Raw genomic sequence first — 19,803 nt, 5'->3', positions numbered from 1 at the left:
ACGCGGCTCACCATTGGCGGGAGGCCTGTTCTCCCACGAACGGGTTGGCCTTCTTCTCGTGACCGATTTTGGTGACCGGGCCATGGCCAGGGTAGACCACAAAATCCGGATCGAGCGTAAAAAGCTTGCCGCGAATTCCTTTCGCCAGCGTTTGAAAACTGCCGCCGGGGAAATCGGTCCGGCCAATTCCTTCGCGAAACAGCACATCGCCGCCGAGCACGATTTTGTGTTCTTTCAGTACAAAGACGATATGGCCTGGCGAATGTCCGGGAATATCCAGTATTTCGAGATCCATACCCCCCAGGTGAAGGGTTTCCCCTTCTTTGACCGTCTGATCCGCCGGGGGGCTGACGATATCGATGCCATAGGATCGGCTGAGATTCAAATCCGGATCGGTCAGCATCGGGGCATCCCCTTCCCCGATGATAATGGGCGCCTGGGGAAGTAATTTTTTCATAAAGTCATTGCCGGCAATATGATCGGTATGGCCGTGTGTATTCAGAATGGCGACCACGGAGAGTTCATTCTCGGCGATACAATCCTGAATACTCTCAGGATCCAATCCGGGGTCAACAACCACACACTGCTTCCAATTGTCAAGCCAGACAAGATAGGTATTTTCAGCGAACGGCATCGATACAATAGTTTTGATTACCAAGCTCATAACATGCTCTTGCGGATAGAATTAGGGTAGTTTATGTGCAATCCCGGGTACGGCATCCAAGCTGGCTCGGGGGCTATGCGCTTCAGCGGATGCGACACCTGGACAGACGATCCATGACGGGGGGACCACCATGCTCCAACGTTGGCTGGTTTTTTTTGCTCTCAGTTCCGTACTGGCGGTCGGTTGCGTGACGCTGCCCGCTGCGGATCAGGATCCCACCGAAAAAAAGAAAGACGACGACAAGAAGAAGGATAAGGACGACGACGACAAGAAAGTCGGCCCGATCATGAAACGGCTACAGGAGTTAAAGGCCAAGCGGGAAGCCGAGAAGGAGGCCAAACTCAAGGACGAACTGGAAAAGCTGCAGAAACGACGGGAAGAACGGGAACGCAAAGCGGGCAAGGATACTGATAAAGCGAAGGAAAAATCGAAAGATCCCGATATAGAAAAGCGAGAACCGGAGGTGGCGAAGCCCGGTATCATCAAGGAGTGGATCGACCAGTCTCGCTCGGCGTACAAATCGGTCAAAGATTACACCTGCATTTTCATCAAGCAGGAACGTATCGGCAGCAAGCTGATGGATGAACAGACCGCCGAGATGAGCGTCCGGGCGGAACCTTTTGCCGTATTCTTCCACTTCACGGGTCCGAAATCGGTGCAGGGTCAGGAAGCTGCCTATATGGCAGGAAAAAATGAGGGGAAAGCCCGCGTGAAAGGGGCCGGATTGAAGGGACTGGTCGGTTATCTGACACTGGCGGTGGACGATCCCAAGATTATGTCGGATAACCGGCATACCATCGATCAGGCCGGGATCGGTAAATTGATCGAACAGATCGGCGATGTGGATAAGAAAGCCGGCGGAGTTAAATCTAAGATTCTCCTCAGCGAAGTACAATTCGACAAGCGAGATTGCTTGAAGTTGGAAATAACGCTCGAGGATAAACACCCGGATATCCCGTACAGGTCGATCATATACTTCGATAAAGCCTTGAAGTTACCGGTTCGCGTCGAAAATTACGAGGCACCGAAGAAGGGCAAGACCGAACCGGAACTCCTGGAGATGTATTCCTACACCCAGCTGAAACTGAATGTGGGACTGAAAGAGGAAATCTTCGAAAAGTAAATTGCGACGAACGTGGAAGTATTTCGAGTGGTATCATTTCGAAAACCATTCTTTTTGGCATGGTCTGTGCTTGTTGGCCGGTAAACGGCGTGTTAGGATATCTGAAAACTGTTCCCGGTTCCCTTGGTCCGGGGTGAATAAGGGGAGAAAATATGAGTCAGTATTTGGAAGATGGTTACTACACCGATTCGGTGGCTCAGGCACCATCTAATGTGCGTCTGGCATTCATTCGCAAGACTTATGCTACCGTGGCCGCGGCCTCGGTAGCTTTTGTCGGTTTGGAAGCGGTCTTTTTGAATTCCCCCATCCGGGATTTGTTTTTCAATGCCCTTCGGGGGGGTGGAACCTTCGCCTGGATCGCGCTGATGGTTCTGTTTATGGGCTCGGGCTTCATCGCTCGAGTGATGGCGGCCTCCCGCAATACGATGACCCAGTATTTGGGCCTGGCTCTGTATGTGGCCCTTCAGGCGGTCATCTTCATGCCGATTTTGACGATTGCCGAAGCGAAAACCGGCGATCACCGGTTGGCCTTGCAAGCCGGCATCATGACCTTGACCATCTTCGGCGGTTTGTCCGCGGCGGTATTTCTGTCCAAGAAGGATTTCTCGTTCCTCGGCACGGGTCTGACGGTGCTGGGCTTCGCCGGATTGGGAATCATCATTGCCGCGGCGATCGGAGGCTTCGGTCTGGGCATCTGGTTCAGCTTCCTGATGGTGGCCTTGGTCTGCGGTTACATTCTGTACGACACCTCGAACGTGCTTCATCACTATGGTGTGAACCAGCACGTGGGGGCGGCCTTGGAACTGTTCGCCGATGTCACGATGCTCTTCTACTACATCCTCCGGATTCTGCTGAATTCCAGCAGAGATTAATTCTCCGACAATAATTCAAAATTCGACAAACCCCGAAGATCTCTTCGGGGTTTTATATTTTGACACGACTCGTTAGGCCGCCGCGGCTCTATTCACTCGCATATCTGAAATTCACTTGCATTGCGGCGGTTTCAATCGGACGATGGATACTTACTAATAAGACTCTCATTTTCGCCGGAGAAGGCCACCGTGCCATTCACAGCTGTCTGTACGTACTGCGGCAAAGGGAAAGTCCGCGCTCCGCGAAAAATGATCGGGCGCTCGGCCACCTGCCCCAGCTGCAACATGTCCTTCACGCTCTCGATGCCGGATTCGAGCGCGGACGCCGAGGATAAAAGCGAACTCGAAATCAATATCCCGGTGAATAATCTCTCGAGTCTCGCCGTTCCCGCACCAAGCACAAGATCGAGCGATATCCGGGAACGACTTGTGACGATGCACGAGCCCGTCACACAGGACACCATTCCCAGCGTCACCGTTAATGCTCCCACGACGCCTTCGATCCCTGCCATACCCTCGCTGCCGGCAATCGCTCCTTCGGTTCCGATGACATTCGCCCCACCATCGGATCCCAACCTTTCGCTGATACCCGGACTGATCGGTTTGTCGCTGGGCGGGCTGGCTTTACTATCGACGCAAGTTACAGTGTACGGTCGCTGGATCGCCCTAGGCCTCTCGGCCATCGGACTGATCTTCGGCCTTTTGGCAATCATCAATGTTTATCTGGAAAAGCGAATTCCATTCGCGGCCACCGGACTCAATGCATTAATCCTGTTTCTGGTGCTTCTGTTCCCGGGCTGGCTGGGCCAGAAGCCGTTGTGGGTCTTCGAAAAAGTCGAAGACCCCACCATCGTCCGCGCGGTCGACCCTTCCACCGGGTTGGGCATTACCGCCGATTGGATCGATATAGCCAAATCGACCTGGCAGCAGGACGACGTGCGAATTTCGCTGGCGTCCATAACCGCAGGACCGGTGGAATTCACGAATGCTCAGAATCAGCGCCGGGTCACTAAAGATCGATTTCTGCAGATCACTCTGAAACTGGAAAACTTCGGCGTCTCGCGGAAGATCGATTTTCGCGGCTGGGAAATCAATCCCAAACCTCCGGAAGTGGCCCCTAAGTTGACCGATTCCGAAGGGCGAATGATCGCTTTCAAAGCCCTGGAAACCGGTGCCGAAGTTCCCGGCTGGCAGCCCGCCCCGGCCACCCTGTTCCCGGGTAAAAGCAGCCAGCAACTTTTTCTGTTTGAGATTCCCGAAAAAGGAATCCAATACTTACATTTCGAACTTCCTGGCAGCCCGTTTGGCGGCAAGGATCCGGTTCGACTGCAAATTCCAAGAGCTTCTCTACCTTGGAAATGAGGTGACTGATGAAACGGAAAACTGCCAGATCGGCGTTCACGCTGATCGAACTGCTCGTGGTGATCGCGATTATCTCGACTCTCATCGGCATGCTTCTGCCCGCGGTGCAGAAAGCTCGGGAAGCGGCCAGTCGCATGCGCTGTTCGAATAACCTGAAGCAAATCGCCCTGGCCATGCACAATTACGAATTCAACATGAATTCGTTCCCGCCCAGCCGTCTGGGACAGGGCTATGCGACCTGGGCCGTGTTGATCCTGCCCTATATCGAGCAGGACAATCTCTACCGACAGTGGAATCTCGGGCTGACTTACTATCAGCAGAACACGACCGCGCAACGAAGTGCGGTACCAATCTATTTCTGCCCTTCCCGACGCGTGGCCAATTCGGCCCCGATGTGGAGCATCAGTGGCGATATTCCCAGCTCTGCCACCCTGGGTTCGGGGAGTCAAAACGTCCCCGGAGCACTCGGGGACTATGCCGCCAGCATCGACCGTTCCGGATACGATTATCCCACGACTTCGCAGCCGAGCATGACGGCGGCCTTCCAGATGGGGTCCGGCACGCGCTTCGCCGACTTCACCGACGGTACCAGCAATACGATCCTGATGGGCGAGAAGCAGGTGCCCCAAGGCAACCTGGGTGTCGGGTGGTGGGACTGCTCAATTTATAATGGCGACTACTATCAATGCTCCTGTCGGGCGGCTTCGCGGGCTTTTCCTCTGACGACCAATCCGCAGGATACGGCCTGGAAGTTCGGTAGCATGCACATGCAGGTGGTCATGTTCGCTTTTGCCGATGGGCACGTACAGTCCATTCCGGAAACCATCGACCCGACGACATACGAACTGCTCGGCATGCGGAACGATGGCCAGGTGATACCACCCTGGTGATTTTTGAGAAAATGAACAACTCCTTAGGACTTTCCGTAAAACCTCAAGATTCAGTCGTTAGTCGCGACTAATATAACTGTGTTGCCAGAGCCGTAGCACACTTAAGAGCTGGCGATTGATCCGAGGCTTTCCGATAAGAGGTCCGAATGGCCGACCCGCACGCGGGCACTTCCCCCGATTTAGCCCCTTTAGTCGCTAAACTCAAGCAGCTACAGGATAACATCGGTGGCATTCTGCTGGGCAAGCAGGAAGTCACCCGACTGGCATTGATCGCCTTATTGGCGGAAGGGCATCTTTTACTGGAAGACGTGCCCGGCGTGGGCAAAACGCTTTTGGCCAAGGCCCTCTCCAAAAGCTTGAATTGCAGTTTCCACCGCATTCAATTCACGCCCGACTTACTTCCGGGCGACTTGCTGGGAACCAGCATTTTCCACAAGCCGAGCGGCGAATTCGTTTTTCAAGCCGGACCGATCTTCGCACAGGTGATTTTGGCCGATGAAATCAACCGGGCCACGCCGCGCACGCAAAGTGCTCTGCTCGAAGCCATGAGCGAGAAGCAGGTGTCGCTCGAAGGCCAGACCCGGCAGCTCGGGCCGCCATTTATCGTGATTGCTACTCAGAACCCCTATGAATTTGAAGGCACTTACCCCCTTCCGGAAAGCCAACTCGACCGTTTCAGCATCCGGTGCGAGATCGGCTACCCTCCGCGATCGGTGGAACGGGATATTCTGACCCAGCACCGCGATGGCGAACCTGTCGATCATCTGAAATCGGTCATCGAAGTCAATGAGCTGCTCGATATTCAAATGCGGGTGCGAAAAGTCCGCTTTTCGGATAGCCTGTCGGATTATCTTCTGGATATCATCGACAAGACGCGCGTGCATCCGGATATTTCGCTCGGGGCCAGTACCCGCGCGGCTTTAGGCCTTTACCGGGCGGTGCAGGCCTCGGCCCTGCTCGATGGCCGGGATTATGTGATCCCCGATGATGTGAAGCAACTCGTCGTCCCGGCGCTCGCGCATCGTCTGATCTCCAAACGCTGGAGCCAGGGCAAGCGCGATGACGGGGCGGCGGAAGCTCTCCGGGAAATTCTGGATCAAACGGCCGTGCCTTCGTAAGCACTAAATTTCTCAAGCCAGCTGCTGTACGGACAACGGGCAATTCATGGCAAACCCAGTCGATCCCAATCAGAAGGTGCCGGCCCCTTTGCCGCTGAATACGCGTGAAGGGAAGTACTGGTTGCTCTTCGCCATCGCCCTGTTTATCACCGGGCTCTATCGCGGCATCAATCTCCTGCTGCTATTGTCCTACATGCTGATGGGGTTATGGTTTGTGAACTGGCGGCTGGTCCGGCGCTCCACGAGCAGTCTGACCGCCCTCCGCGAATGGCGAACACCCGTGATCGCCAACCAGATTACCGACTGGCGGGTCGTACTGCAGAACGAAACCGAGGAGGCGCTGCGCGGCTTCCAGGTGAGTGAGGAAATCGCCGGTAAAAGAGCCTTCTGGACGGTTGATCGGCTGGCTCCCAAAGGACGCGTCTACCTGCGGGAAACAGTGGCCTTCTCCCATCGCGGCAGGCATGCCCTCGGCCCTTTGCGGGTGATCACGCGCTTTCCCTTTGGACTCGTGCAAAGCGCCCTCGATCTGCCCGGCGGACAGGAAGTACTGGTGTTGCCGCGACTGGGGCAGATTAAAAATGAATTGTTCAAGAGTTGGCTGTCGCGAGTGAGCCGAGGCGAAGGCAAAACCCGCCAGCGAAAGCCGCTCGCTTCCCTGCGGCAGGCGAATTTTCACGGTTTAAGACAATTTCGACCCGGCGACAGTCCGCGCTGGATCGACTGGAAATCCTCGGCCCGCCGCGATGAACTGATCGTTCGCGAGTTCGAGGACGATGCCCCGCCGAAGCTGATTCTGATCGTCGAAGCCTGGTTGCCGATGACGCCCACGGTCGCCGATCACCGTTCCCTGGAAGATATCCTGAGCCTGGCCGGAACGATCTGTCGAGACTGGTCGCAGGATCAGACCAGCTCCTTGCAACTGATCGTGGTCGAGCAGGCCGTCCAATCCCGGAAAATGTCCGGCAGTGCCGACCACGCCTGGCCTCTGATCGAAATGCTGGCTCCTTTAAAAGGGACCGACAAGCCGGCCCAACTTCAGTCGCAACTGATCGGGCGGACCCGCCAGTTCGCCGATTCGATTGTCGTAATCAGTTCGCGGGCCAATTCTCCGCTTGCTCGCGAGGCAGAACAACTTTATCATCGGCAGGTCGCTCGAATCGATTCGCTCGAAAATCTGAACTGGTACATCCAGCCTCTGGAGGGAATCGGTGAAGTGAATTAGGATTTCCGGGAACTCCTGGGTTCGCGACCGCTTAACCATGAAACTACTTCATTCATTTCGGCTCAGCCTTTATCTGATGCTCAGTCTCTCGGTGGTTGCCCTGGGCTCGGCCAGCGACTTCTTTCTGCCCGAAATTCCGTTTATTGTCATCTTCTCGATCGCGCTTCTGGGCGCTGCCTATTCGCTGGAAGACCGCTTCAGTCTCTCCCTGCCGAGTGCCAACATCGTCGGGGGCATACTCGGTTTCATAGTCGCCTGCTGGATCGGCTACCAGTTCATCCGGCCGGGCGTCAGTCTATTGGATACCCTGCCCTTCCCGGCGAGTTTGCTGCCCTACCTCAGCCCGGTTCTGATGATTCTGATTCCCGCCAAGATGCTGCGCCCCAAGCATGTGGGCGACTACTGGACGATGTTCGGTCTGGCGGTGATGTCCATGGGATTAGCGTGCACCATGGCTTCCGATCTGTCCTTTGGTTTCTTCCTGTTCGGCTGGTTGATTCTATTCGTCTGGAGCCTGGCGCTCTTCTTTCTTTGCCGGGAAATTGTCTGGCCGAATAATTTTCCGACCGCACTGATCGAATCGCGCTGGACGCTGCTATCCGCTTCGCTGCGCTGGGTGATGAGTTTCGGTCTGCTGGGGCTGGGAATATTTCTGCTGACGCCCCGGCCCACCGAAAGCCGCTGGGCACTTACCTCGCGCAGCTTGGGCCGAATCGACATCGGCCTGTCAAACGACAACACCATCGACTTGAACCGTACCGGCACCCTGTCGCAGAATCCGGGGGAGAAAGCCTTCGAAGTGCGGGTCAAAAATTTCGATGGGACCCCTAAGGACGATTTGAATCCCTCCCAGCGCTGGCGCAGCACCACGATGCTCAGCTACCAGGATGGCAAGTGGTCCCGCTCCAGCTTCGCCAGCGGCGGTTCGATCATGCTGCGTGAGCTTTCCATTCCCAACAACGCTCCCGATAACAATATCCGCAGAGCTTTACCGGTTCTTTCCCCCGAGCAGTTTTACATCACTTTCATTCGGGATAGCAAGCTGGCGCCCACGATCATCCTGGCCGACCCGGTCTATTGGCGGGCCAACCTGCCCTCCCCAATAGCATCAATCGCCGATTCCCAAAATTCTTACGTCAGCTTTGATCCGAAAATCGACGGTAGCTTTCAGCCGATCCCGGATCTCCGCCGCAACGAATACACGCAGGTCGCCCTGCCGCAGCTGGAGTCGGATCTCGGCCCTCCTCTCTACGATGTGCACTGGATTCCCGAAAGCACTTTGCTGAATCGTTTACCGGCGAAGATCCAGACTGATCTGGCCCCCTGGGTACTCGCTCTGATCGACGAGCTGATCGCGAAAAATCAGATTCCCGGAATTACCAAACGGGAAATGAATACGAACTATCCCGACTGGATCGAATGGAAGCAGCAGGAGCCGATAGCGCGGGCTCTGGACAAGTATCTTTCCAGTTCCGGGGTCTATCTCTACTCTTCGACTCTGGGAAGATCGGACAAGTCGATCGATCCGATTCTGGATTTTCTGTTCAAAATAAAAATGGGCCACTGCGAGCGCTTTGCCAGCGGCCTGGTGCTGATGCTGCGCAGCGTCGGAATTCCCTGCCAGATGGTGATGGGTTTCAAAGGCTGTACTGCGGAGCAGGAGGGCGTCTATTCCATCTACTCAGATGATGCCCACGCCTGGGTGGAGGTATTACTCCGCCAGCCGGAACCCAAGAATGCGGCCCAGCCGAAGCGAGTGAACCAATTTGCCGAAGGCGACGATCCCGGCGAGCGGTTCATCTACCGCTGGTTAACGCTCGATCCCACCCCGGGTACGGAGGCTCGGACCTCCACGACCTCGAAAACAACCTGGATGGAAGGCTTCTGGGCTCGAATCGATCGATTCTACAAGGAGTTCATCCTCGGCTATAACCCGGCCGTTCGGGAAAAAACCGCGGAGTACATCCTCGCCCAGGTTCTGGCAATTAGAACCTTCCTACAAAAGGAAGGCTGGCTCTGGCTTGTAACCGGCGGCATCTCGTTCCTGGCTCTACTCGCCTATCTGCGGCGAAGGCATCAGCGAAAAATTCTCGAAAACCAGGAAGCGGATCCGCTGCTGCAGCTGCCCGGCGTCAAGTTTCACAATCGGCTTTTGGAATTGCTGAAAAGGTTCGGCTTTGAACCTGAAGTCGGCCAAACTCCACGCGAATTTGGAACTCGCGTGACTGCAGCTCTGGAACGGTCACTCGGAGTACTCGCCACGGTGCCCGCCGAGGCCGCGGAATTGTACTACCGCAGTCGTTATGGAAATGAACAAATCTCTCCCGAAGAGCTGGTAAAGTTTGATAATAAGATCAACTTGTTTGAAAGTGCATTAAAAACTTCGCCGGATTAAAAGATTTTTTTGAAAATGTAACGTATTCAGTAAAAACCCTGATAGACTACAAATTATGAGAGAGTCTCATCGCCACAATTTAAATGGACGGGCGGGCGCCGCGTTCGATTATTTAGAAGAAAATAGCCACGATTTGCGGGTGGGTATCTCCTCCGTGGCGAAAACGAAAGTCATCGATTGTGGCGTTAAATCGCCCGGTGGATTGACTGCCGGACTTCAACTTGCGCGTATATGTCTTTCGGATTATGCGCAGGTCGAACTTAAAAATGGAAATGATGGAGTTGTAATACAAGTTTATTCCGATCATCCTATATTGGCCTGTCTGGCTTCACAGTATGCCGGCTGGCAGATAAATGTCGGTTCCTTTTTTGCCATGGGTTCCGGCCCGATGCGCGCCGCTTACGGTAAAGAAAAACTCTTCGAACAATTTCCCGATTATAAAGAACTGCCGAGCGAAGCCGTCGGAGTACTGGAGACCCGCAAGCCCCCGACGGCCGAAGTGATCGATTTCATAGCTCATAAGCTTCCCCCGGGAGTGGATAAAATCAAACTGGCCTATGCCCCGACTGCAAGTCTGGCCGGTAGCATTCAGGTGGTGGCCCGCTCCCTGGAAACGGCCCTTCATAAACTGCACGAATTGAAATTCGATCTGACGAAAATTGTTTCGGGACATGGGGTGGCCCCGATGCCCCCGATCGGGAAGGACGATATCCAGGCCATCGGTTGGACCAATGACGCCATCCTCTACGGCGGCAAAGTCACCCTTTGGGTGAACAGCGACGACGATGTGCTGAATGAAATTGGTTCGAAAGTCCCGTCGCGGGCCTCCGCTGATTTTGGCCGTCCGTTCGGCGAGATCTTCAAATCGTACAATGGCGACTTCTACAAGATCGATCCGATGCTGTTCTCCCCGGCGGAAATCACCTTCGTGAACTTGAAGACCGGCCGATTGTTCCGCTTCGGACGAGTCGAGCCCGATCTGCTTCGCAAATCCTTCGCCGGCTATTAATCTCTAAGAAAGCAAAGTGAGAATCGCCTGGGCCAATTCGGCTTCGGCAACACTCTGCTCCGTGCGATTGGCGAGATCCTTCACCTTCCAGACGCCGTTCTGAAACTCATCGCTACCGGCAATCAAGGCGATTCGGAAACCCCTCTTTTCGGCGTACTGCAACTGATTTCCCAGCTTCTTGACTTCGGGATAGACTTCACAGCCGATTCCCTGCGCCCGTAGTGATCGAGCAATTCGCTGGTAATCTCCAAGTTTATCCGGCACGAACTGCGGCACGAAAACCGGAGCGGGCGTACTGATCTTGGGAATCAACTTCAGCTCTTCCATAGCGGCGATGAGCCGATCCAGACCGAGGCTGGCGCCGACGCCGGGCAACTGCTGCTTGGTGTAGAGTTCCGCCAGGTTGTCGTAACGGCCTCCGGAGCAGACGCTGCCGATGCTGGGCAGATCGTTGAGGAAGGTCTCGTAAATGGTGCCGGTGTAATAATCGAGCCCCCGGCAGATAGATAAGTCGATTTGAATGCGTTCAGAGGGGATACCGGCTCTTTCAGCGACTTTCAACAGCTCTCGCAATTTTTGAATCCCATCCGCGGCCTTGGCGTTTCCTCCGTACTCTGCTTCGAGTCTATTAATGATCTCGGAATTCGTTCCCGTCAAATCCGCGAGTGCCACGACCTGCGCGGCCTGCTGCTCGGTCACACCGGCCTCGCGCACCATCTCCTCGGCCACTTTGTCGCGGCCAATCTTCAGGAGTTTATCCAGCGATCGAAGGAGCGGCACCGACTTGTCGGATAACCCGAGCGATTCGAGCAGTCCATTCAAGCATAAGCGATTGTTGATTCGAATCGTGAACTTCTCGAAGCCCAGGGCCACCATCAGATCGTTGATCACCAGAGCAATTTCGATGTCTGAAGCGTTCGAAGTGGTGCCGATGGTATCGAAATCGCACTGCCAGAATTCCCGGTAGCGGCCGCGCGCCGAATTTTCTCCGCGCCACACCGGACCCATGTGGTAGCGCTTGAACGGCGTGCCGATCTTGGGAACGTACTGGGCCGCGAAGCGGGCAAAGGGAACGGTCAGGTCGAAGCGCAGGGCCACTTCGCGATCGCCGTGATCCTTGAACTGATAGATCAGCCGATCCGACTCCTCGCCCCCTTTGCCGCGCAGAATCTCAGCGTATTCGAGCGCGGGTGTATCGATAGGCGCAAAGCCATACGAGCGGTAGACCCGGCGAATTTTCTCCAGCATCTGTTCGCGGGGGATCATCAATTCCGGAGGATAATCGCGGAAACCCTTCAACGTGCGCGGTTCAATCAAAGCCATTCGAAACCATTCCTGACTTACAGATCGTGTCTTACTTAAAGAACTTTGTATCTCTGCCCGGGTTCAGATCCAATCGAGGAATCTATTTAGCTTTCGACTCGACGAACGTTTTTTTTGATTCTGCGAACCCGCTGGCGACCCCCGAGGTCTAGATTGCATGGGTTTAACAAACAATATGCAGCATTACGCTGCGGATCAGAAAAAGACGATCGAACAGGCCGGGCGGATTGCGGGCATCAAGGATCCCGTGGCCTTCGATCCCAGCTATTTCTTCAGCGATTTGATGGAACATTCGACGCGCGGGCCGGTTCTTCCCCTGGAAGGATTGCTCGTGCGGGATTGGAATCCCTATTTTCGCCGCACGCACGCCGGCGTAACTTTCGGGGTGCGCGGCTATCGCATTGAAGGAATTCCGTTTGCGAGAATTCAGGCTCTACTGGATGAAGGTAAGGCCTCGCAACGTTGCGTCAAATTATTCATCGTCGGAAAGGAAGACTACCTTCGCTTATATCGGGTGGCCTACCGGCTTTTCCGACAGCCGGACAAAAAGAATCCACCGCCAGTCATGGAAGCGGAAATTCAGAAAACCATCTGGCAGAATACCATCGGCTACCTGGATCCGAAAAATCTCAATCGCATCAAGGAATTCGGCGGACGACCAAAACGAGGTTTGCTCCTATACGGCCCACCCGGCAACGGCAAAACATCCGTCTGCCGGTGGTTAATGCAGGAATGCCTGGAGCGCAGCTGGGAATGGAAGCAGGTTACAGCCGAAGCTTATCAAACAGCACGGTGTTCGCAGAATCCCATCGATTCGATTGGCGAATTGTTCACTGTGGAAGATTGCGGAATCGTCTTTTTCGACGACATGGATATGGCTTTACGCAATCGGGATAACGCCCCGGCCGCCGACGATCAATCCATCTTTCTCAACGCGCTCGATGGAATGACTCAGAAGGAAGGCGTCGTTTATATTTTCGCGACAAACTGCCCCTTGGATCGGATCGATCCGGCCTTCCGGCGCCCCGGACGCATCGATATCGTTCTGATGTTTCAGAAACCCAACGAATCGCTGCGACGCCGGCTACTCGACCGCTGGCATGCGGAGATTCGCGGAAATCTGGATATATCGACTTTTTTGAAAGACACCGCCGAGATGAGCTTCGCGGAAATCGAAGAGTTGAAGAATCTCCTGGTGCTGCATTATATCGATAGCAATGAGTGGAACTGGGGCTGGGCGATTCGCCAATTCCGATCCAACCGAGAAGAATTCAACGCCAAGCCGCGAGGACCGTTGGGATACTTCGCGGCACTCAACGGGCATAATTAATTCAGTCCAATGAGCTTTTAGGCGAAATCACTTTTTCAGGACTTCCAGGTTCGGAAGGTCGCTCTTGATTTCCAGCATGTCCCGGCAAGCCGCATGACAGTTGAAACAGGCGAGAGTCATTTCCAGATAACCGAATTTGGCCCGATCCAGATTATTTTCCTTGCAGGACTTGATAACTTTCTCCGCGCTTCGGGTGAAATCGTTGCTGAAGGTGTTGTAATCGGCCAACTGATCTTTCTTGATCTTCATCATCCAGGCCGCTTCTTTACGAAGCTTGATGAGATCTTCCGCGCGCACCTTGGCTTCAGGCAGATCGTTGAGCACCAGAGCCTTCAGAATATCCTGGGATAAAGCCAGTTTCTTAGCCATCAGAGCTTTGTGTTTGATTTTGTCTTCTTCGGTGGGCACTTTCTTCTCCTGGGCTTTCGCGATTTCCTGCGACACCAGTCGAGCATTACCTTGGATGCCCAAACCGCACACCAGGGCCAGACCCATCGACGCTACTAGAAACTTTTTCATTTTATTTCTTTCTTAAAAAGGGATAGTTATTCTATGGGAAATCGTCATCTTCACCGACGATAGCATGCGGTTCCGCGCATTACAATCGCAAATAGTTACTGATCAAAATTCGACCATATATCACTTCAACAGTTAAATCGCTATCTTTCTAATATCGACAACTTCATTCATCCGAGGATGTGCACATGCGTCGTTTATCAACGGGACTGGTAGCGTTGCTGCTGGTCGGTATCGCTTTCGCTCAGGACAAACCCAAAGAGGAAGCCAAAAAAAGCGAAACTCCCACACGAACCGAAGAATACAAATCGATCGTCAAAGAGTCTCAAACGGCTCAGCAGGAATTCCTGAAAACCTACCGGGAATCGAAAGACAAAGATGCCAAGAATAAAGCGCTCGAAGGGTACCGGGCCGCTCCCAAGAAATACGTCCCGGCCATGATGAATCTGGTCAAGGCCAAGCCCGATGACGATGTCGGTTTCGACGGTGCGCTCTTCATCCTCTCTTCCGTTCGCGATTCGAAAGAGGGGAAGGAAGCCATCGAGATTCTCCGCAAGCATCACCTCACCAATCCGAAAATGGCCAACGCGGTCATGATGATCTCCTTCGCACTCGGCAAAGAATCGACTGCCTTCCTCAAGGAAGTTTATGCCAAGAGTCCCGACAAGAAAGTTAAAGCCTTGTCCTTGCGGACCATGGCCAGTCAGCTTACCGATGACTGCGTGAACTACCTGACTTCTGAAAAAGACGTCAAGGAAAAGTCGGTCGCCTCGTTGAAGCTCTGGGAACAGCTCGAGCGCGAATTCGCGGATGTCGAATGGTACCCCGGCCGAAAGATGGGCGAAGATGCTCAAGACAATATTTACATGATCAAGAATCTCTTACCGGGTGGCAAACCGCTGGAAATCTCCGCCGAAGATACCGAAGGCAAAGCCTTGAAGCTCAGCGACTTCAAAGGCAAAGTGATCATGCTCGACTTCTGGGGTACCTGGTGCGGCCCCTGCATGCAGATGGTTCCACACAACGTCAAGACCGTCAAAAAATACGAAGGCAAGCCGTTCGTGCTCGTCGGCGTCAACAGCGATCGCGACAAGGAAAAATTAGCCAAGCGCATCGAAGAAGAGAAGATCAACTACCGCTCTTTCTGGAACGGCGAAAAAGGCCCGGCCGGCGACATCAGTAAGGACTGGAAAGTCCAGGGCTGGCCGACCATCATTCTGATCGATCACAAGGGCGTCATTCGCCATCGCTTCCTCGGTTCGCCCGATACCGATGCCGAATGGAAAGCCCTCGATGAAGCTCTGGAAACGCTCGTCAAAGAAGCTGAAGCGAAGTAAACATTTGTTCTCCCCCGGTGGGTACAATCGTACCCACCCCTCTCTTCTGAACGCCCACTTATCCCATTTCCCCGTTTTTTTTGACTTCCGCAACGGCGCTTGACATATTACTGTAGTAGTATAAACCTGTATACATTCCGCTACGGAAGGAATGGAACATGGCCAGACCGTTGATTGCCCATCTCGATGCAGACTGCTTTTACGTCTCGGCCGAGCGGGTGCGCTTCCCCTGGCTGCGCGGCAAACCGGTCGGAGTGCTGGGCAATCAGGGAGCGTGCGTCATTGCCAAGAGCTACGAAATGAAAGCGGCCGGTGTTAAAACCGGAACGACCGTCTGGGAAGCGCAAGCCCTTTGCCCTGAAGGTATTTACGTCAAGCGCGATTTTCGCTGGTACGAAGTACTTTCGCGAGACATGCTGGAAATCGTCCGGCGATATTCCTCCTGTTCGGAATTCTACAGTATCGATGAATTTTTCTTCACCGTGGACGATCCTTCCCCTCAGCTACTTGCCCAGAAGATTCAGCAGGAGATTTCTAATCAGATCGGCGTGCCAGTGACCATCGGCGTCGCCCGCTCGCGTACCCTGGCCAAACTGATCAGCGACACGGCCAAACCCTTCGGAGCCAAGGCCCTTTTCACGCCCGAGGAAGAACGGGAACTGCTCGCCCGACTTTCCGTTTCCGAAATCACCGGCATCGCTTCGCGCCGGGCAAAAACCCTGATGGATCGAGGCATTCGGACCTGCCTCGATTTCATCAATGCCGACCGCAAACTGATTCTGCAACTGATCACTAAAGTCGGCGAAGGACTTTGGTACGAACTGCGCGGCGAGCCGGTCATTCGCATCAATACCGAGCGGACGCCCCACAAATTCCTCTCCCGCGGCGGAAGCATGGCCGGGAAGGTTTACGATCCGCGCGTGCTGCACGCCTGGCTGGTCCGCAATGTGGAACGCCTGATCGAGGAATTGAACTGGTATCAGGTGCACGCCGGGAAACTGACGCTGTTTCTCAGCTATGCCGACGATCGGCCGTCGCTGGGGGGTGAAGGGCCGTTGGATGGCCCGACCGATCGTTTCGATGAACTGCTGGAATCGGCCAAGGTGGCCCTGGCGCGAGCTTATCGCCCGGGCTGGGTGGCCACGCATATGCACGTTATTGCCGGTGACCTGCGCCGGGCCGGTTGCCGTCAGGCCAGTCTGTTTCCACCGCCCGAAGAACCGGCCAAGGCGGTGGCCGAGATCAAAAAGAAAATCAACGAACGCATCGGCCGCTTTGCAGTGCGCAGTGCGGCCACATTGCCGCTTCGGGAAATCTATTCCGATACCACCCACTCCTTCGACATCTGCGACATTAAAGGAAAGACCTGTTTCTGATGAACGGCGTGGCACTTCTCGAATGCGAAATTCCGCCCGAGCTGGTCGAACGCTTCCGACTGCGTAAACGGCTCTACTCGCGCGGGCCGGGCATCCAGGAGTTTCGTTTTCTCTGGCTGGACGCCGTGCGCTTGCTACCGATTTGGTACGAAGGAGAGTTTCAAATCGTCCCCTGGGGCAATATCGACCGCCGTTGTGCTTTGCCGCAAACCGGCTGGACCTGGAAACAGAGTCTCGACGAAGGACGTTGGGGAAATTGTCAGCCGGAAGGAGTGCGCATCCTGGCAAATCTCGCTTTAGCCAACGGCGTCTGGTACCCCGTCCGGCAGGGAATACAGGGAATACTGGTTCGCGATCAAAATCAGATCCCGCACGTTTACGTCGTCTGCAAGGAGCCTTCCCGCTACTACCGGGTGATGACCCGGACCGACCGTCAGCCGATATTGATTGAGGAGGATATATAGAGCTTTCAGCTTTCAGCTTTCAGCTAGGAAATGCTAATTGTTCACGCTCAAGCGTTACTGACCAAAGGCAATGGTTTATTCAATGCTGACCGCTGATCGCTGATCGCTGACCGCTACTAGCTAATAGCTGACCGCTGACTGCTGATCGCTGACCGCTAAAGGTTGAGCATGCGGCACAAAATAAGTCGGCCCCCCATTGACCGGCCCCAAGCGACAGACATTAACTACGAACAGATAGGCAAATACGAAATGGCCGATAGCCATCAGGGAGCCGCCGATGCTGCGGCCGATCAGATACGGTTGCGTGTAGCGTACGATTTCAATGAAGGGAGTCGGTTGATTCAATTCGTTTACAGCAATCAGGGCTTGTCCCTGGTACCAGCCCCCTAAAGTCAGACTGGTGTAATAGATGGTTATGCCGAAAGATGTGCTCCAGAAATGCAGGCGAATTAATTTGGCCGATGCCCATTCCACGCCGGTCAAGCGCGGCACGATGTAATACATGGTGCCGAACATCACCATGGAATAAAAGCCATAGACCCCGAGATGCGCGTGCGCAATGGTGTAGTGGGTGAAGTGCGTAATAACGTTCATATCGCGTAACGCTTCGAACGAACCTTGAATACTGACGGCCGTATAAGTGATGGCTCCGAATACGACGAAGCGAAGGGCCGGGCTGTAGACCAGCTGCTGGAAATGACCCCACATGGTCATGTGATGATTGAGAGCCACGGCCATCACCGGGATGATCATCAGTATGGAACCGGCGATGGAGGCGGTCACCATCCAGGCCGGCAGCGGCCCACCGATGAGATGATGCATGCCCACCCAGCTGTAGAAAAGTGCGGTAGCCCAGAATCCGATGATGCTCAGGTGATAGCTATACACCGGCCGGCCGACAATTTTTGGGATGATATAGTAGGCCGCGCCGACCCCGATCGGAGTCAGCCAGAGGCCGAGAAAATTGTGGGCAAACCACCAGTTGCAGGTGGCTTGAACGACGCCGCGAGCAGGATCCATCACTCCCGGAATACCAAAAATTACCAGTTGGGCGACCGTGTACATCCAGGGCATCCAGAACATTGCGCCGAAGATGTACCATTGGGTGACGTAGATGTGTTTTTCCCGCCGTTTCCTGAGTGTGGCGATAAGCCAGGCCGAGACGAGGGCGAGAGCGGTAGTCATGAAGGGCGCTACAATCTGGGGCGGCTCCAGCCATTCCACCCCCTGACTGAATCCCGAGAGAACTCCCACGAGCGCGATAATCATCCCGAGATTGAGGGATAGTGCGGCAATCAAAAGAATGCGGGGATAGATCAAAGGAATTCGCGACAGACGGCACATCAACCAGATGGAACAACCGAGGCCCGCGCTGGACGCCCAGCCCATGGTGACCATGTTCAAATGCGCCGGTCGAATTCGTCCGAAGGTCAGCCAGCTATGGTCGGCGAGAAAATCGGGCGTGTGCATCTTCAGCGAAGCGGTTAACCCGAGTAGTGTGCCGACAATCAACCAGACCAACGCGCTGCCGAAAAAAACCAGCACTGGTAACCGACAGGATTCGTCGATCGCTCGGCGCTCTTCGGCAAAGTATGCTTTGAGATCCGGAGAGAGATTCAGATTCAGAGTGCTCATACTTAGACACCCGGATAATTATTCCCTGAGTTTTTCGGTGGCAGCGGGTTTCTGCGCATTCTCCGTCTCGACATCCGTGTTGTGTGGCGGTTCGGTAACGGGGTGCTCTCTCCCGGGAGAGCCGACGCCCGTTAATGGAGTCCAAGAGGGAGAATCGCTTCCCGGAAAAGAGTCTTCTGAAGCGGTCTGAATGGGATCCGGGGGAGTATTTTTAGGAGTCACGGTTTTCATTCTTGAGCAAACGAGTGCGCAATCCCGCTCAGTGCGAACATCGGGGCGATCGGGAGGAAAAGAATGCAAATGACGCGCCGAGAGAACGCGAACTAAGGACATGAGAAAACTAATAACAAACTTTAATTTGTGAATGCGAAGATATTGAAAGGATTAATCAGGAAATAAAGAACCCTGTTGGGTCGGTTCCTCCACGGCCTCGATCAGCGCCGGCCCTTGATTGCGCGGGCTATTGACCAAGGCACTGACCGGATGCAGCGCCAGCAATTGAGAGGGCGGCGTGAGGAAAAGATCTTCTAATTTTTCCCGGGTAGTAATGGCCGGGTCGAGCCAGCGTTCGAAATTCTCCGGTTCGACCATCACCGGCATGCGCTCGTGCAGCGGCTTGATAATCTCGCTCGCTTCGGTGGTTACAATCGAGCAGGATTCGATGATCTCCCCTTCGGGACTGGTCCAGCTTTCCCAGAGGCCGGCAAAGACCATCGGTTCTTTATCGGCCCGGTAAACAAAGTAGGGCGTCTTGGGCTTCACCTGCTTCCATTCGTAGAAGCCATCGGCCGGGATGAGACAACGGCGATGTTTGAAGGCGGAGCGAAAGGCCGGTTTTTCGTGAATAGTTTCGCAACGGGCATTGATCGTCTTGTAGCCGATGCTAGTATCTTTGGCCCAGCTGGGAATCAGGCCCCAGCGCAGCCGGGCAATTTCGTTGTGATCGATAACCCGACGCACGGCCAGGATGAGCTGCGAGGGAGAGAGGTTGTAATAGGGACTGTCGATATCGTCTTCGTCGAGCCCCAGTTGATGGAGCCGGGCCAGAAGACGTCGATGGTTGTATTGGGTAAATCGTCCGCACATTTAGCTATTGTCTCGTCGGACGCGGGTTCGATCAAGGGAATGGGAAAATATGTCCGCGGAGATTCACACTGTTCCAAT

17 protein-coding genes are annotated in these 19,803 nt (G+C 54.5%); 12 read left to right on the top strand and 5 right to left on the bottom strand.

What is annotated here, in order from left to right:
* Positions 1 to 7: 7 nt before the first annotated feature.
* On the bottom strand, positions 8 to 664 hold the full coding sequence (locus tag KIH39_RS22395) for an MBL fold metallo-hydrolase (RefSeq protein ID WP_213495582.1): 657 nt from the start codon (positions 662 to 664) through the stop codon (positions 8 to 10).
* 130 nt (positions 665 to 794) lie between these two features.
* Between KIH39_RS22395 and KIH39_RS22390 the strand changes: the two genes are divergently transcribed.
* From KIH39_RS22390 to mch, 8 genes are all read left to right on the top strand, one after another.
* Entirely contained in the window at positions 795 to 1,787 is a 993-nt protein-coding gene (locus tag KIH39_RS22390; protein WP_213495580.1) for a DUF1571 domain-containing protein, read from the top strand.
* Between the two features lie 152 nt (positions 1,788 to 1,939).
* Positions 1,940 to 2,659 carry a Bax inhibitor-1/YccA family protein gene (locus KIH39_RS22385; RefSeq protein WP_213495578.1) on the top strand — a complete coding sequence of 240 codons (720 nt, stop codon included), beginning with the start codon at positions 1,940 to 1,942 and terminating at the stop codon, positions 2,657 to 2,659.
* Positions 2,660 to 2,848: 189 nt separating this feature from the next.
* On the top strand, positions 2,849 to 4,021 hold the full coding sequence (locus tag KIH39_RS22380) for a hypothetical protein (protein WP_213495576.1): 1,173 nt from the start codon (positions 2,849 to 2,851) through the stop codon (positions 4,019 to 4,021).
* A gap of 8 nt (positions 4,022 to 4,029) precedes the next feature.
* Positions 4,030 to 4,911, top strand: a complete 882-nt coding sequence (locus tag KIH39_RS22375) for a DUF1559 domain-containing protein (protein ID WP_213500546.1) — start codon at positions 4,030 to 4,032, stop codon at positions 4,909 to 4,911.
* 146 nt (positions 4,912 to 5,057) lie between these two features.
* A complete protein-coding gene (locus KIH39_RS22370; RefSeq protein WP_213495574.1) occupies positions 5,058 to 6,029 on the top strand; it encodes an AAA family ATPase in 972 nt (323 codons plus the stop codon).
* A 46-nt stretch (positions 6,030 to 6,075) separates the two neighbouring features.
* Complete coding sequence (locus KIH39_RS22365; RefSeq protein WP_213495572.1) at positions 6,076 to 7,254, top strand: DUF58 domain-containing protein; 1,179 nt, start codon at positions 6,076 to 6,078, stop codon at positions 7,252 to 7,254.
* Between the two features lie 37 nt (positions 7,255 to 7,291).
* On the top strand, positions 7,292 to 9,649 hold the full coding sequence (locus KIH39_RS22360) for a DUF3488 and transglutaminase-like domain-containing protein (protein WP_213495571.1): 2,358 nt from the start codon (positions 7,292 to 7,294) through the stop codon (positions 9,647 to 9,649).
* A 55-nt stretch (positions 9,650 to 9,704) separates the two neighbouring features.
* Positions 9,705 to 10,658 carry a methenyltetrahydromethanopterin cyclohydrolase gene (gene mch, locus KIH39_RS22355; protein ID WP_213495569.1) on the top strand — a complete coding sequence of 318 codons (954 nt, stop codon included), beginning with the start codon at positions 9,705 to 9,707 and terminating at the stop codon, positions 10,656 to 10,658.
* 3 nt (positions 10,659 to 10,661) lie between these two features.
* On the opposite strand, the gene hisS is transcribed toward mch, so the two are convergent.
* Positions 10,662 to 11,981 carry a histidine--tRNA ligase gene (gene hisS / locus KIH39_RS22350; RefSeq protein ID WP_213495567.1) on the bottom strand — a complete coding sequence of 440 codons (1,320 nt, stop codon included), beginning with the start codon at positions 11,979 to 11,981 and terminating at the stop codon, positions 10,662 to 10,664.
* A gap of 157 nt (positions 11,982 to 12,138) precedes the next feature.
* On the opposite strand from hisS, the gene KIH39_RS22345 reads away from it, so the two are divergent.
* Positions 12,139 to 13,311: an AAA family ATPase gene (locus KIH39_RS22345; RefSeq protein WP_213495565.1), complete on the top strand. Its 1,173-nt coding sequence runs from the start codon at positions 12,139 to 12,141 to the stop codon at positions 13,309 to 13,311.
* Positions 13,312 to 13,338: 27 nt separating this feature from the next.
* Here KIH39_RS22345 and KIH39_RS22340 read toward each other — a convergent pair whose 3' ends face one another.
* Complete coding sequence (locus tag KIH39_RS22340) at positions 13,339 to 13,830, bottom strand: hypothetical protein (RefSeq protein ID WP_213495563.1); 492 nt, start codon at positions 13,828 to 13,830, stop codon at positions 13,339 to 13,341.
* A 185-nt stretch (positions 13,831 to 14,015) separates the two neighbouring features.
* On the opposite strand from KIH39_RS22340, the gene KIH39_RS22335 reads away from it, so the two are divergent.
* The 3 genes from KIH39_RS22335 (at position 14,016) to KIH39_RS22325 (ending at position 17,004) form a co-directional block, all read left to right on the top strand.
* Positions 14,016 to 15,164, top strand: a complete 1,149-nt coding sequence (locus KIH39_RS22335; protein WP_213495561.1) for a TlpA family protein disulfide reductase — start codon at positions 14,016 to 14,018, stop codon at positions 15,162 to 15,164.
* A 158-nt stretch (positions 15,165 to 15,322) separates the two neighbouring features.
* Positions 15,323 to 16,540, top strand: a complete 1,218-nt coding sequence (locus KIH39_RS22330) for a DNA polymerase Y family protein (RefSeq protein ID WP_213495559.1) — start codon at positions 15,323 to 15,325, stop codon at positions 16,538 to 16,540.
* Positions 16,540 to 17,004, top strand: coding sequence for a hypothetical protein (locus KIH39_RS22325; RefSeq protein ID WP_213495557.1), 465 nt, complete (start codon positions 16,540 to 16,542; stop codon positions 17,002 to 17,004). Before KIH39_RS22330 ends, KIH39_RS22325 begins: the two co-directional genes overlap by 1 nt.
* A gap of 120 nt (positions 17,005 to 17,124) precedes the next feature.
* Here the strand turns inward: KIH39_RS22325 and KIH39_RS22320 are convergent, their stop codons facing one another.
* Together KIH39_RS22320 and KIH39_RS22315 are read right to left on the bottom strand one after the other, a co-directional pair.
* Positions 17,125 to 18,639 (bottom strand): cbb3-type cytochrome c oxidase subunit I, encoded by a 1,515-nt coding sequence (locus KIH39_RS22320; RefSeq protein WP_213495555.1) that lies wholly within the window; start codon positions 18,637 to 18,639, stop codon positions 17,125 to 17,127.
* A gap of 384 nt (positions 18,640 to 19,023) precedes the next feature.
* Positions 19,024 to 19,725 (bottom strand): SOS response-associated peptidase, encoded by a 702-nt coding sequence (locus tag KIH39_RS22315; protein WP_213495553.1) that lies wholly within the window; start codon positions 19,723 to 19,725, stop codon positions 19,024 to 19,026.
* Positions 19,726 to 19,803 lie beyond the last annotated feature (78 nt).

It is taken from the genome of Telmatocola sphagniphila, from assembly GCF_018398935.1.
Taxonomy (GTDB): domain Bacteria; phylum Planctomycetota; class Planctomycetia; order Gemmatales; family Gemmataceae; genus Telmatocola; species Telmatocola sphagniphila.
The sequence above is the reverse complement of the archived record's forward strand: the minus strand, read 5'-3'. Positions and strand labels throughout refer to the sequence as shown.